This window comes from Variovorax sp. MSC1_012, assembly GCF_023667525.1.
In the GTDB taxonomy this organism is placed as follows: Bacteria; Pseudomonadota; Gammaproteobacteria; order Burkholderiales; family Burkholderiaceae_C; genus Variovorax; species Variovorax beijingensis_B.
This window is the reverse complement of record NZ_JAMOZJ020000002.1, coordinates 486,001-499,156: the sequence shown is the minus strand read 5'-3', so window position 1 is coordinate 499,156 and position 13,156 is coordinate 486,001. Positions and strand designations below refer to the sequence as shown.

At 67.6% G+C, this 13,156-nt stretch carries 12 protein-coding genes; 3 read left to right on the top strand and 9 right to left on the bottom strand.

Annotated elements, in window-relative coordinates; all coding sequences use genetic code 11:
• Positions 1-9: 9 nt before the first annotated feature.
• From L1081_RS27685 to L1081_RS27670, 4 genes are read right to left on the bottom strand one after another with little or no spacing between them, the layout of a single operon-like run.
• Positions 10-822: a carbohydrate ABC transporter permease gene (locus L1081_RS27685; RefSeq protein ID WP_047783884.1), complete on the bottom strand. Its 813-nt coding sequence runs from the start codon at positions 820-822 to the stop codon at positions 10-12.
• A gap of 13 nt (positions 823-835) precedes the next feature.
• Positions 836-1,705, bottom strand: coding sequence for an ABC transporter permease subunit (locus tag L1081_RS27680; RefSeq protein WP_489417826.1), 870 nt, complete (start codon positions 1,703-1,705; stop codon positions 836-838).
• A 4-nt stretch (positions 1,706-1,709) separates the two neighbouring features.
• Positions 1,710-2,441 carry an SDR family oxidoreductase gene (locus tag L1081_RS27675; RefSeq protein ID WP_489417825.1) on the bottom strand — a complete coding sequence of 244 codons (732 nt, stop codon included), beginning with the start codon at positions 2,439-2,441 and terminating at the stop codon, positions 1,710-1,712.
• A gap of 3 nt (positions 2,442-2,444) precedes the next feature.
• On the bottom strand, positions 2,445-3,773 hold the full coding sequence (locus tag L1081_RS27670; RefSeq protein ID WP_489417824.1) for an extracellular solute-binding protein: 1,329 nt from the start codon (positions 3,771-3,773) through the stop codon (positions 2,445-2,447).
• 193 nt (positions 3,774-3,966) lie between these two features.
• Between L1081_RS27670 and L1081_RS27665 the strand changes: the two genes are divergently transcribed.
• Positions 3,967-5,010 (top strand): substrate-binding domain-containing protein, encoded by a 1,044-nt coding sequence (locus L1081_RS27665; protein WP_489417823.1) that lies wholly within the window; start codon positions 3,967-3,969, stop codon positions 5,008-5,010.
• A gap of 40 nt (positions 5,011-5,050) precedes the next feature.
• Here the strand turns inward: L1081_RS27665 and L1081_RS27660 are convergent, their stop codons facing one another.
• The 5 genes from L1081_RS27660 to L1081_RS27640 form a co-directional block, all read right to left on the bottom strand.
• Complete coding sequence (locus tag L1081_RS27660) at positions 5,051-5,518, bottom strand: MarR family winged helix-turn-helix transcriptional regulator (protein ID WP_145743946.1); 468 nt, start codon at positions 5,516-5,518, stop codon at positions 5,051-5,053.
• A gap of 79 nt (positions 5,519-5,597) precedes the next feature.
• Positions 5,598-6,563: a 2Fe-2S iron-sulfur cluster-binding protein gene (locus L1081_RS27655; RefSeq protein ID WP_489417822.1), complete on the bottom strand. Its 966-nt coding sequence runs from the start codon at positions 6,561-6,563 to the stop codon at positions 5,598-5,600.
• Positions 6,560-7,615 (bottom strand): Rieske 2Fe-2S domain-containing protein, encoded by a 1,056-nt coding sequence (locus tag L1081_RS27650; protein ID WP_489417821.1) that lies wholly within the window; start codon positions 7,613-7,615, stop codon positions 6,560-6,562. The genes L1081_RS27655 and L1081_RS27650 overlap by 4 nt, the downstream gene beginning before the upstream one ends.
• A 38-nt stretch (positions 7,616-7,653) precedes the next feature.
• A complete protein-coding gene (locus L1081_RS27645; protein ID WP_489417820.1) occupies positions 7,654-8,991 on the bottom strand; it encodes an MFS transporter in 1,338 nt (445 codons plus the stop codon).
• A 150-nt stretch (positions 8,992-9,141) separates the two neighbouring features.
• Entirely contained in the window at positions 9,142-10,647 is a 1,506-nt protein-coding gene (locus L1081_RS27640) for a diguanylate cyclase (RefSeq protein ID WP_489417819.1), read from the bottom strand.
• 391 nt (positions 10,648-11,038) lie between these two features.
• Here L1081_RS27640 and adh point away from each other — a divergent pair, with 391 nt between their 5' ends.
• Positions 11,039-12,559, top strand: a complete 1,521-nt coding sequence (adh, locus tag L1081_RS27635; protein ID WP_489417818.1) for an aldehyde dehydrogenase — start codon at positions 11,039-11,041, stop codon at positions 12,557-12,559.
• Between the two features lie 131 nt (positions 12,560-12,690).
• Positions 12,691-13,131, top strand: coding sequence for a hypothetical protein (locus tag L1081_RS27630; RefSeq protein WP_489417817.1), 441 nt, complete (start codon positions 12,691-12,693; stop codon positions 13,129-13,131).
• Positions 13,132-13,156 lie beyond the last annotated feature (25 nt).

Sequence of the window (13,156 nt, the reverse complement as noted above, 5' to 3'; positions counted from 1 at the left end):
AAGAGTCTCCTAACCTTTGACGGCGCCCATCGCCAGGCCCGACACGAGCCTGCGCTGGACGATGAATGCGAGGACGAGCGGCGGCAGCGCGATCAGGGAGGCCGCCGCCATCAGCGCGCCCCAGTTGGACGCGCCCTCGCCGATGAAGTTGAACGACGCCGCGATCAGCGTCTTGGTGTCGCCGTTCGACAGCACGAGCGCGAACAGGAAGTAGTTCCAAGAGAACACGAAGGACAGGATCGACGCCACCACCACGCCGGGCATCACCAGCGGCAGCGCGATGCGCCAGAGGATGCGCGGCACGCTGCAGCCGTCGACCTGCGCGCTTTCGAGCACGCTGCGCGGAATGTTGTCGAAGAAGGGCAGCAGCACCCAGATCACGATCGGCATCGTGATGGCCGCATGGGTGAGGATCAGCGCCCAGTAGCTGCCGATCATTCCGGCTTCGCGGAACATCACGTACCAGGGCAGCAGGAACAGCGTGCCCGGTGCCATGCGCGCCAGCAGCGTGACGGTGGCGGGCCAGGTGATGCGCGTCCACGAGACCGCGAAGGCGGCCGGAATGCCCAGCAGCAGCCCGATGGCGGTCGAGCCCACGGTGATCACCGTGCTGTTCCAGGTGTAGTGCAGGAAGGGCGTGGTGCCGAAGAGCGTGCGGTAGTTCTCCAGCGTGGGCGAGAACAGCAGCTTGGGCGGATAGGCCGTCACCTCGGCCGAGGGCTTGAAGGACGAGAGCACCATCCACGCGATGGGCAGCAGGATCAAGAGCGCCACGAAGGCGATCTGCAGCAGGTTGAGGCGTTGCACCAGCTTGTCGTTCATGGCGTGGTCTCTTTCACCAGGCCACGCGCCTGCGCGCCTGGGTCAGCACCATCACCGCGCCCAGCACGATGGCCGACAGCGTGATCATCAGTGCGCTCGAATAGCCGATCTCGAACAGCTCGAAGCCCTTGCGGAAACCGTAGATGTTGAGCGTGTTCGAGGCGTTGCCCGGCCCGCCCTGCGTGGTGATGTAGATGATGTCGAAGAAGCGCAGCAGGTCCACGCTGCGCAGGATCGCGGCCGTGACCAGCGTGGGCGCGAGCAGCGGCAGCGTGATGCGCCAGAAGGTCTTCCAGCGCGAGGCGCCGTCGATCTGCGCGGCCTCGTACACGTTCGGCGGCAGCGACTGCAGGCCGCCCAGCACGATCAGCGCCACGTAGGGCGTCCACTGCCAGGTGTCGATCATCGCCACGGTGGGGATCACCCACACAGGCGAGGCCAGCCAGTCGGAGCGCGGCAGGCCCGCGGCCGTCAGCAGGTAGTTGGCGGCGCCGATGGAAGGGTCGAGCACCACCAGCCACATCATGCCGACCACCACCGGCGGCAGCACGAAGGGCGAGATCATCAGGGTGCGCACGATGCCCGACAGCTTCTTCGAGCCGTGCAGCAGCAGCGCGATCCAGGTGCCGAGCACGAGCTGCAGCACCAGCGAGAGCAGGTACAGCGCGAGCGTGATCTTCAGCCCGTTCCAGAACTCGCCGTCGCCCGCCATCTCGACGTAGTTCATGCCGAAGTTGAGCTTGGGCTTGCCGCCGAAGCTGTACTCGTGCAGGCTGAACCACACGGTGTAGGCGAAGGGGAAGGCGATCATCGCGGTCGTGAAGATCACGGCCGGCAGCGAGAGAAACGCGAGCTGGCCGCGCGTGCCGATCGACTGGCTCATGCATTCACCCCGCGAGAAAGCCGCCGTCGACCGCGAGCACGGTCCCGGTCACGTAGTGCGCCGCCGGCGAGGCCAGGTAGACGGCGCTGCCCGCGATGTCGTCCGGCTGCGCCCACTGGCCCAGCGGAATGCGCGCGCGGATGCGCTCGTAGTGCGCCGTGTCCTGGCGGCCGGCCGCGTTGATGGCGGTCTCGACATAGCCCGGCGCAATGGCGTTCACGCGCACGCGCTTCTCGGCCCAGGCGAGCGCGAGCGACTTGGTCAGCATCACGACGCCGCCCTTGCTCGCGCAATAGGCCGGGATGAACGGCAGCGCGACGAAGGCATTCATCGATGCCACGTTGACGATGCTGCCCTTGCTTTCTTCCAGCAGCGGCAGGCAGGCATTGCACAGGCGGAAGGTGCCGGTGAGGTTGACGTCCAGCACGCGCTGGAAGGTCTCGACTTCGAACTCCTTGAAGCGTGCCAGGATGCCCGCGCAGTTGACCAGCGTGCCGAGGCCGCCGAGGCCGCCCGCGAAGGCCGCGACCTGGGCGTCATCGGTCACGTCGAGTGTGCGCAGCGCCAGGCGCGGCTGCGGCGCCAGCGAACTCGCCGCGAGCGCCGCCTCGTCCACGCCCGTGGCCGTGACGCTGCAGCCCATCTCGAGGAAGGCGCGCGAGATGGCGGCGCCGATGTCGCCGGCGCCACCGACCACCAGCACACGGTGGCCTGCGGGGAAGTCGAACACGGCCATCGGTCAGTCCTTGGCGATGAGCGCGTCGAGCTGCTTGTCGGCGTCCGCGCAGGCCTGCGCGGGCATCTTCTGGCCCAGCAGGAGTTCGGTCGCGGCCTGCCCGATGAACTCGCGCGAGGCCGGATTGGCGACGATGGGATAGCCCACCTCGGACGTGCCGGTGCGGGCCAGTTCGTTGACGGCCGCCACCCATTCGGCGCGCACCGGCTGCTCGTCCGTCCAGGCCTTGTAGCCGGGTGACTTGGCGACGGCCGCGCGCGGCGGCGCCACGCCGTCGAGCGCCAGCTTGGCCTGGGTGGCGGGGCTGGTGGCCCACTGCACGAAGTACCAGGCGGCTTCCTTGTTCTTGCTGTGCGCCGACACCGACATGGTCCAGCCGATGACGGTCGGATGCGAACCGCCCGGGCCCGCGGGCAGCACCGCAACGGCGGTGTCCTTCAGGCGCGCCCCGCCGTCCATCACGTTGCGCAGCTCGTTCGACGACTCGAAGGCCATCGCCGCCTTGCCTTCGCGGTAGAGCGAGGAGATTTGATAGAAGCTGTAGTTCACGACGCCCGGCGGGCCGTAGTCCTTCAGCAGCTTGGCGTACAGGGCCAGCGAGGCCTGGCCTTCCTTGCTGCACAGCTGCGACCTGCCGCCCTTCATGTACTGGCCGCCCATGTTGTGCAGGAACACGCTGTAGGTGAAGGGCAGGGCGGGCTTGAGGCCGCGCGACACGAAGGGCGTGACGCCGGGCTCGCAGCTCTTGAGCTTGGCCGCCACGGCCTCGAGCTCGGGCAGGCTCCTGGGCAGCGTCACGCCGCACTTCTGGAACAGGTCCTTGCGGTAGTACAGCACCGGCCCCTCGACGTTCATCGGGATGCCCGTGAGCTGCTTGTCGTAGGTGGCGTCCTTGAGCATGCCTGCGCTCAGGTCCGCGAAGTCGTAGTCCTTGGCGCTCGCTGTCTTCACCAGCTCCGAAAGGTCGGCATACCAGCCGGCCTTGGCGAACTGCATGCCCTCGCGCGAAGGCAGCGACATGAACACGTCGACCTCGTCGCTGCGCGAGTTCATCACCGTGACCAGGCGCTGGCGCATCTGCTGCTCCTGGTAGGAGTCGACCTTCAGCGTCATGCCCGTCTGCTGCTCGAAATCGGCCTTGTGCTTGAGCAGCGCGTTGGCGACTGGGTTGTTGTTGGCAAGGAAGGTCAGGGTCTTGCCCTGGTGCTTCTTCCAGTTGAATTCCTGCGCGAAGGCGGCACCGGCGCACGAAGCCGCAACGAGGAGGGCGACGGCACGCACGGTGGTGCGGGCACTGGGGCGGGTGCCCGGATGGCGGAAGGCCTGGCTCATTTTCTGTCTCCTGTGACGTGTCAAAGGCGGGTCATCAAGCGAGCGATTCGTCATGTAACCGTTTACAAAATTATCGGAATCAGCTTCATCAATGTCAACGCGCAAAGCGCCGTCATGCAGAGAGATTCGTAGGGGATTTCCCTGGAAATTGGCTGTAAACGGCTACGTATCGTTTCCTGTAAACTGTTTCATCATGAAGCCGAAATCCGTGGGAATCCGTGACGTTGCAAAACACGTGGGCGTCTCGACGGCCTCGATTTCGCGCACCCTCAACAACCCCGAGTCGGTGAGCCCCGAGCTGCGCATGCGCATCGACGCGGCCATCGCCGAACTGGGCTACATCCCCGATGCGGCGGCGCGCGCGCTGTCGTCGCGCCGCACGCGCACCATCGGCGCGATCATTCCAACGGTGGACAACGCGATGTTCGCGCGCGGCATCGAGGCATTGCAGAGCTACCTGTCGCTGCAGGGCTACCTGCTGCTGCTGTCGACCAGCGGCTACGACCCCGAGACCGAGGCTCGGCAGGCGCAGAACATGGTGAGCCGCGGCATCGACGGGCTCATCCTGCGCGGCGACATGCACACCGATGCGCTGCGCCGGCTGCTCGCGTCGCAGCGCATTCCCTTCGTGAACGTGGGCGTGTACCACCCGGACAAGCCGTACGCCTCGGTCGGCGGCAACAACGAGGCCGCCGCCTACCGCGCCTGCCGCTACCTGGTCGAGCTCGGCCACACGCGCATCGGCATGGTGGCGGCGATCTCGTCCAACAACGACCGGGCCACGGCCCGCGTGTCGGGCGTGCGGCGCGCGCTGGCGGAGAGCGGACTTTCGCTGAAGCCCGAGTGGTACATCGAGGTGCCCTACCACCTGGACGATGCGCGCCAGGGTGCGCGGTCGCTGCTGTCGTCGCCGCGCGAAGGCTGGCCCACGGCGGTGGTCTGCGGCAACGACGTGATCGCCTACGGCGTGCTGCTGGAGGCCGAGCGCCGCGGACTCAACGTGCCCAACGACCTGTCGGTGATGGGCTTCGACGATCTCGAATGGAGCCGCCACCTACGCCCCAGCCTCACGACCATGCACGTGCCCACCGACGAGGTCTGGACGCGCGCCGGGGAGTACCTGGTCCGGTCGCTGTCGGGCCGCGCGGCCGCGCTGCACCATGAGGTCGATGTGTCGCTGGTGGTGCGCGAATCGACGTCGCGGCCCCGGCCGGAGGGGGGCCGAAAGGCCCGCTGAAGCGCCCGCGCCGCGAAGCCGGCGGGCGCCCGATCTGCACTCACGCGCGCATGGGCGCGCGGCTTCTGTCGTTGTTGGCCGTGACGAACTTGGCGAGCAGCTTCATGAAATCGTGGCGCTCCTGCTCGCTCATGGTGCTGAAGAGCGCGTCCTGCATCTGGGCCATGGCCGGCACCGTCTGCGCGAGCAGCTCGGTGCCCGCGGCGGTCAGGCGCAGTTCGCGCTGGCCGCGTGCCAGCACCTGGCGCGTGATCCATCCCTTGGTCTCCAGGCGCGCGGCAATGTCGGCGGCGGTGGAGGTGTCGAGCGCCACCTGCTGCGCGAGCGTGACCTGGTCGATGCCCGGCTTCTTCTGCAAGGTGCGCAGGATCGCGTACTGGACCGGCGTGATGTCGCGCCCCAGCTTCTCGTGGAACACCGAGACCGCGATCTGGTGGGCCCGGCGAATCAGGTGGCCCGGCTGGTCGTTGATGTCGATCTCGGCGGCGTCGGAAGTGGGGCTGGGCATGGATGTCGAAAGCTGAATCGGGTCTCCGGCGGCAAGGGCGGAGCCCGCGATTCTAGGGGGTCGACCGCCGAGCGGGCCGCTACAGATCGAGCACCAGCATTGCCGAGCGCGAGCGCGAGCAGCACGGGGTGAACTGGTCGTTGGCGGCCTGTTCTTCCGGCGTCAGGTACATGTCCTTGTGGTCCGGCTCGCCTTCCAGCACGCGCGTGAGGCAGGTACCGCACACGCCCTGTTCGCAGGAGGTCGCCACCTCGACGCCGGCCTCGGCAAGTGCCTGCACCACCGTGCGGTCCTTGGGGACCTTGACGATGCGCCCCGAGCTCGCCAGCTTGACCTCGAACGCCGCGTCGCTGTCCGACGCGGCGATCTCGGCCGAGAAGAACTCGTAGTGCAGCTGGTCGGCCGGCCAGCCGGCGGTGCGCGCGGCATCCAGCACCCAGTCCATGAAGCCCTTGGGGCCGCAGACGTACAGGTGCACGCCCGGCTGCGGCGTGCCGATCGCCTGGGGCAGCGACAGCTTCTGTGCCTCGTCGCCGTCGTCGAAGTGGAACTGCACCTGCGATGCGAACGCGGACTGCGCAATGCGCCCGGCAAAGGCGGTGCGCTCGCGCGAGCGCGTGCAGTAGTGCATCTCGAACGGCGCTGCGCTCAGCGCCAGCCGCTCGGCCATGCACAGGATCGGCGTCACGCCGATGCCGCCCGCGATCAGCACGCTGCGGGTGGCCGCGTGGGCCAGCGGGAAATGGTTCTTCGGTGCGCTGATGCGCAGCAGGCTGCCCTCCTGCACCAGCTCGTGCATGGCCTGCGAGCCGCCGCGCGACGAGGGGTCGCGCAGCACGCCGATCAGGTAGCGGTGGCTCTCCTGCGGATCGTTGCACAGCGAGTACTGGCGCGTGAGGCCGTTCGGCAGATGCACGTCGATGTGCGAGCCGGCCGAGAAGGCAGGCAGGGCATGCCCCTCGGCATGCACCAGCTCGAAGGTGCAGATGTCCAGCGCCTCCGCATGCTTGCGGGCGACGCGCACGTTCAGTTCGGAGGCGTTCATGCCGCACCTGCCGGAGTCGCGGGGGCCTGGCCTTCCTGCGCGATCAGGCGCTCCAGCACGCGGCGCGATTGCACGCCGCCCGAGTCGATGTTGAGCTTCAGCAGCGCGCGATCCGGATGGGCGAGCAGGTTGCGCTGCTGCGATTCGAGCATCTCCAGGTCTTCGCTGAAGATCTTGCCCTGGCCTTCGCGGATCGATGCGGTCAGCGCCTTGTCGTGCGGCTGGAAGTTGCGCGCCATGCCCCAGAAGTACCAGTGCGAGGTCTCGGTCTCGGGCGTGATGAAGTCGACCACGATGCTCGACACCTTGTGCGCCGGATCGGCGTGGTAGCCGCCCTTGCCGGCGTGGGCGACGCCGACTTCGATCAGCACGTGGCTCGGCGGCGTGAAGCGGCAGATCTGCCAGCGGTCGACCGGCACGTCGTCGGCCAGGTGGTTGCCGCGCAGCGCCATGCGCCAGAACGGCGGCGCCGAGATGTTCTCCATGAAGCGGCTGGTGGTGACCTGGTCGCCCTCGGTCTTGGTGGTGGTGGGCGTCTCGTCGATTTCCTTCTGGCCGATGCTGGTCGAGTGCACGTAGGTCTCGTGCGTCAGGTCCATCAGGTTGTCGATCATCAGGCGGTAGTCGCACTGGATGTGGAACAGGCCGCCGCCGTAGGCCCAGTCGGGGCTTTCGGCCCATTCGAGGTGATGCAGCCTGGCCGGGTCGGCCAGGGCGGGGTCGCCGGGCCAGACCCAGACGAAGCCGTAGCGCTCGATCACCGGGAAGGCGCGGATCGGCGGAAAGCCGCGCACGCGCTGTCCGGGCATGGCGACCGTCTTGCCGTCGCAGCCCATCTCCAAGCCGTGGTAGCCGCACACCAGCTTGCCCTCGACCACCCGGCCCAGGGACAGAGGCGCGCCGCGGTGCGGGCAGAAGTCTTCCAGCGCCGTGGCCTTGCCTTCCGCGGCGCGGTACAGCACGAGGTTCTCGCCGCAGATCTTGCGGCCCAGGGGCTTGTCGTCGATTTCGTTGCCGGTGCAGGCCACGTACCAGGTGTTTTTCGGGAACATGTAGCTCTCCTTCGGATGGCTGGGTTGGAACGAGGGGATCAGTGGGCGGCGGCCACGCGGCCGGCCGGCTGGGCCGCGGCGCTGCTGCGCAGCGCGAGGACGGCAGCCATCGCTGCCACCAGCGGCAGCGCGTAGGCGTAGTAGAGATGCGGCGGCTGCCAGCCGCGATCGAGCAGCATCCCGGCAATGAGCGGCGCGAGGATGGCACCGATGCGGCCGATGCCGATCGCCCATCCCATGCCGGTGGTGCGCACGGCGGCCGGGTAGATCACCGGTGCGAACGAATAGAGCCCGGCCATCGAGCCGAAGATGAATCCGCCGATCAGGAAGGCGATGGCGAACGATGCGCCGAGGTGGCCGGTGGCCGCGCCGAATGCGGCCATGGCCAGCGCCGTGATGGCGAGGCTGGCGGCCGTCAGGCGCCCGAGGTCCAGCCGCGCGACGAGCAGCCCGAACAGGCTACCGCCGACGATGCCGCCGATGTTCAGCAGCACGCCGCCGGTGATGCCCTCCCGCGCGGACAGCCCCGCCGAGACCAGAAGCTTCGGCGTCCAGCTCAGCGCGAAGTAGAAGCCGAACATCAGCAGGAAGAACGCGGCCCACAGCAGCAGTGTCGAGCATGCCAGGCCTGCACTGAACAGGCTCGCCACCGTGGAGGCGGAGCGCTCGCCGGCCGGCGGCAGCGGCGGCAGTTCGGCCAGTGCCGGGCGCTTCATCTGGCGCAGCAGCGCGTTGAGCTTGCGCAGCGCGCCGGCGGGGCGCCTGGAGACGAGGAAGTCGACCGATTCGGGCAGGCGCCACAGCACCAGCGGAATCATCAGCGCCGTGGCAAGGCCGCCGAAGACGAAGACCGAACGCCAGCCGTAGTGCTCCAGCAGCACCGCGGCAATGCTGCCGCCAATGGTCGCGCCGATCGGATAGCCGGTCGCCTGCAGGGCCACCGCGGTGCTGCGCCATTTGTTCGACGCGTATTCGGAGGTGATGACACCGACGCTGGCCAGCATGCCGCCGATGCCCACGCCGGTGAGCGCGCGCAGCGCCGCCAGCTGCGTGCTGCTCCGGGCCAGCGCCGACAGTCCCATGCCGAGCGCGATCACCACCAGGCACAGCAGGATGATGGCTTGGCGCCCGAAGCGATCGGCCAGCGGCGCGAGGAACAGTGAGCCGGCCGCCATGCCGAACAGGCCAGCACTGAACAGCACGCCGAGCTGGGCACCGCTGAGCTTCCACTCTGCCGAGACGCTGGCGGCGGTGAAGGCCATGACGAGCACGTCGAAGCCGTCGAGCATGATCAGCGTGATGCAGATCGTGATCGCGCTCCACTGGAAGCGGCTCATGGGGCCTTCATCGAAGGTCTTGCGTAGATCGTGGGTCATCTTGTCTCCTTGTGCAGGGCAGCCAAGTACGTTGCTGGCGCCCTTTGATTCAGTACACTGAATGACAATCAGTGTACTGAATCATCCCGCGTGGAATCAAGGGCTCGTTGACTGGGGTTTACCCTTGGCTGGAGCGGCGGGCCAGTCGGGTCACGCAGGCACCGGCTGCACCGTCGGTGCGCACACGCGGTTGCGTCCGCTGGTCTTGGCCGCGTAGAGCGCCTTGTCGGCGGCGCGGACCAGTTCCTTGGGCTGGCTTGCCTTTCCGGCCGCGGGGCTGAGCGCGTCCACGCCCGCGCTCAGTGTCACGAATCCGTCGGCGGAGCCGGCGTGCTCGATCTTCAGGTCCCGCACGGCGCTGCGGATGCGTTCGGCCAGCATCACCGCGCCCGCCACGTCGGTGTTCGGCAGCAGCACCGCCAGCTCTTCACCGCCATAGCGGGCCGCCAGGTCCCCGGGGCGCCGGGAGGCGACGCTGGCGATGGTGCGTCCGATGGTCTGCAGGCACTCGTCGCCTGCGGCATGGCCGTAGATGTCGTTGTATTGCTTGAAGCAATCCACATCCATCATGATCAGGGCCAGCGTGCTCGCCGTGCGCGCCGCGCGGCTGTATTCGCTGTCCAGCGCCATGTCGAACTGCCTGCGGTTCGCGAGCCCGGTCAGCCCGTCTTCCATGGCCAGGGTGTTGAGGGTCTCGTTGAGCGTTTCCAGCGCATCGCGCGCCTGCCGCAGCTCGGCTTCGGTGCGGGTCTGGAGCTGGAATTGCCGCACCAGCCGCCACCCGGTGAAGCCGACGATCAGGGTCAGCAGAAGAACGCCACCCGAATGCCAGAGCGTCTCGCGCCACCAGTTGGCCAGGATTTCGTCCTTGGACAGCGCCGCAGAGACGAACAGCGGATAGTTGGCCAGGCGCCGGAAGCTGTTCAACCGCGTCACGCCGTCCTGCGCCGACTTGATGAAGGCCATTCCGACCGGCCCTTGCGCGGTGTAGGCGCGGAAGAGCTCGGTTTCGAGCATGTTCCGGCCCACCATCTCCGGGCTGTAGGGCCGGCGCGTCATCATGGTTCCGTTTTCGAGCACCAGCGCGACGGCGCCGGCCTGGCCGATGTCCAGGCTGTCGTAGAACCTGGAGAAGAACTCGACGTGGATCGTCGCGAGCGCCACGCCGGCAAAGCTGCCATCCGCATGATTGATGCGCCGCGAAACCGGAACCAGCAGCCTGCCGCTGGTGCGGCTTTTTACGGGAATGCCGATGTGCGGTCCGCGGTCTGCATGCGTACGGTGATAGACGAAATACTCCCGGCCCGCGTTGTTCAGGTTTTCCGGCGGCGTGGAACGGGAGTTCGCAACCCAGTTGCCTTCCTTGTCGTAGATGTGCAGGCCGTCGAGCTGCGGCAGTTCGGCGACCCGCATGGAAAGCACCCGGCGAAGCCGCGCCACGTCGGCCGGATCGGTGCCGTCGTGCTCCACGCGCTCGACAATGCCGACGAGCACCGTGTCGGCCTTCTTGATGGCGTCGTCGGCTTGCTGCGCCATGGCGCGCGCGAGGTTCGACGCGGCCACGTTCATCTGCTGGAGCTGGTCGGCGCGCGACTCCCAGCTGTTCCAGAAATCGATCGCCAGCAGGCTGAGGCAGACCACGGCCACGAAAGCCATGGTCTTGGCGGTGATGGAAGGTCCGCGAAGCACTACGCGCTCTCAGGGCAATGAAGCATGGCAGCCATGGGGTAGGACGGCGTCCCGCCGGAGGCGAGCGCGGCCCCAATGTATCCGAATGCGACGCCCTGCGCGCACCCGGCGACTGCTTGATCTTGTGTGCCAGCGGCGGGTGCTTTGTCCCGTTTCGTGACAGGTGCTCAGCGCGGCACACAGCTCTGTGGCAGCCTGGCGCAGGAAACCGCCCCGGTCCCCCCGGGTCCTTGTGCCAGATCGTGCGAATGGCCTTCAGTCCCGCGTGGCACGGCGCGTGCAATGCAGCACGCGGGACCGCGCAGCATCCGGCTTGCGCGGTCGCCTTCCAACCCTTACCCGACGGAGACAACAGACCATGCAATACGCGAGCCCCAACACCCCCGGCGCAAAGATCGACTTCAAGCCGGCCTACGACAACTTCATCAACGGCAAGTTCGTGCCGCCGGTGAAGGGCCAGTACTTCGATGTCATCACGCCGATCACCGGCAAGCCCTACACGCGCGCCGCCCGTTCGGGTGCCGAAGACATCGAGCTCGCGCTCGACGCGGCCCATGCCGCCGCGGGCGCATGGGGACGCACCTCGCCGGCCGAGCGCGCCAACGTGCTGCTGAAGATCGCCGACCGACTGGAGCAGAACCTCGAACTGCTCGCCTATGCGGAAACGGTGGACAACGGCAAGCCGATCCGCGAGACGCTCAACGCCGACATTCCGCTGACCATCGACCACTTCCGATACTTCGCCGGTTGCCTGCGCGCGCAGGAAGGCGCCCTCAGCGAGATCGACGAGAACACCATCGCCTATCACTTCCACGAGCCGCTGGGCGTGGTGGGACTGATCATTCCGTGGAACTTCCCGATCCTGATGGCCGCATGGAAGCTCGCGCCCGCCATTGCCGCGGGCAACTGCGTGGTGCTCAAGCCGGCCGAATCGACGCCCGTGAGCATCATGGTGATGGCCGAGCTGCTGGCCGACCTGCTGCCGCCCGGCGTGCTCAACATCGTGAACGGCTACGGCCGCGAGGCCGGCATGGCGCTGGCGGGCAGCAAGCGCATCGCGAAGATCGCATTCACGGGCTCCACGGCCACGGGCCGCGTCATCGCGCAGGCCGCGGCCGGCAACCTGATTCCCGCCACGCTGGAGCTCGGCGGCAAGAGCCCCAACATCTTCTTCGAGGACATCGCCGACGCGGACGACGACTTCTTCGACAAGGCCGTCGAAGGGCTGGTGCTGTTCGCCTTCAACCAGGGCGAGGTCTGCACCTGCCCGTCGCGCGCGCTGATCCAGGAATCGATCTACGACAAGTTCATGGCGCGCGCGCTGGAGCGCATCAAGGCCATCAAGCAGGGCCATCCGCTGGACACCGACACCATGATGGGTGCCCAGGCCTCGGCCATGCAGATGGACAAGATCATGAGCTACCTCGCGCTCGGCAAGGAAGAGGGCGCGCAGTGCCTGACCGGCGGCGGCCGCGCGCAGCTCGGCGGCGAGCTGGCCGGCGGCTACTACATCGAGCCCACGCTGTTCAAGGGCCACAACAAGATGCGCATCTTCCAGGAGGAGATCTTCGGCCCCGTGCTCGCCATTGCCACCTTCAAGACCGAGGCCGAGGCGCTGGAGATCGCCAACGACACGCCCTACGGCCTGGGCGCCGGCGTGTGGACGCGCAACGGCAGCACCGCCTACCGCATGGGCCGCGCCATCCAGGCCGGCCGCGTGTGGACCAACTGCTACCACGCCTACCCGGCGCACGCCACCTTCGGCGGCTACAAGGAATCGGGCATCGGCCGCGAAACGCACAAGATGATGCTCGACCACTACCAGCAGACCAAGAACCTGCTCGTGAGCTATTCGCCGAAGAAGCTCGGGTTCTTCTGACGGCACGGCGGCGCCCGAAGATGACGGCGCTGTAATCCAGCCGGCGGGAAACCGTCGGACTGGACGGCTAGAGTGGCACGCATGCCCGTCGAATACAGACAGGCATTGCCGCTCTATCTACAATGCTCCGCATGCACCGGGTTCGCCTCTTTGTCCTCTGGATCGTGATGTTTGCCGTGCCCTTCCAGGCGTATGCGGCGGCAGCCATGGTCTTTTGCGGGCCGGGCCATGAGGGTGCGGCCTTGGCGGTTGCGGCAACCGCCGCGCCGGCCGCAGCGCATCGGCATGCGCAGCAGGCGCACGGCGATGGGCATGCAAGCCATCACCACCACGATGCCGCCGCGCAGGACGCCGGTCCATCCGCCGGTGAGCACAGCGGCACCGCCGCCGCGCATGCGGATCCCGATGGCATGCACAAGTGCGGCACCTGCGGCGCCTGCCACGCCACCGCGCTCACCAGCACGCTGGAACTGATCGTGTTCCAGGGCCTTCCCCGCGCCGACCTCATCGAGCCCGCCAGCACGGTGGCCACGGTCGCGCCGCGCCTTCTCGACAAACCTCCTCGCGCCTGAAGCGTTCGTGCGCCTGCGCGCGCCC

Excerpts from the sequence above, each read along its gene's own strand:
- L1081_RS27685 (WP_047783884.1), bottom strand. The coding sequence starts at position 822 with ATGAACGACAAGCTGGTGCAACGCCTCAACCTGCTGCAGATCGCCTTC.
- L1081_RS27680 (WP_489417826.1), bottom strand. The coding sequence starts at position 1,705 with ATGAGCCAGTCGATCGGCACGCGCGGCCAGCTCGCGTTTCTCTCGCTG.
- L1081_RS27665 (WP_489417823.1), top strand. The coding sequence starts at position 3,967 with ATGAAGCCGAAATCCGTGGGAATCCGTGACGTTGCAAAACACGTGGGC.
- L1081_RS27655 (WP_489417822.1), bottom strand. The coding sequence starts at position 6,563 with ATGAACGCCTCCGAACTGAACGTGCGCGTCGCCCGCAAGCATGCGGAG.
- L1081_RS27660 (WP_145743946.1), bottom strand. The coding sequence starts at position 5,518 with ATGCCCAGCCCCACTTCCGACGCCGCCGAGATCGACATCAACGACCAG.
- L1081_RS27675 (WP_489417825.1), bottom strand. The coding sequence starts at position 2,441 with ATGGCCGTGTTCGACTTCCCCGCAGGCCACCGTGTGCTGGTGGTCGGT.
- L1081_RS27640 (WP_489417819.1), bottom strand. The coding sequence starts at position 10,647 with ATGGCTTTCGTGGCCGTGGTCTGCCTCAGCCTGCTGGCGATCGATTTC.
- L1081_RS27670 (WP_489417824.1), bottom strand. The coding sequence starts at position 3,773 with ATGAGCCAGGCCTTCCGCCATCCGGGCACCCGCCCCAGTGCCCGCACC.
- L1081_RS27650 (WP_489417821.1), bottom strand. The coding sequence starts at position 7,615 with ATGTTCCCGAAAAACACCTGGTACGTGGCCTGCACCGGCAACGAAATC.
- L1081_RS27630 (WP_489417817.1), top strand. The coding sequence starts at position 12,691 with ATGCACCGGGTTCGCCTCTTTGTCCTCTGGATCGTGATGTTTGCCGTG.
- L1081_RS27645 (WP_489417820.1), bottom strand. The coding sequence starts at position 8,991 with ATGACCCACGATCTACGCAAGACCTTCGATGAAGGCCCCATGAGCCGC.
- adh (WP_489417818.1), top strand. The coding sequence starts at position 11,039 with ATGCAATACGCGAGCCCCAACACCCCCGGCGCAAAGATCGACTTCAAG.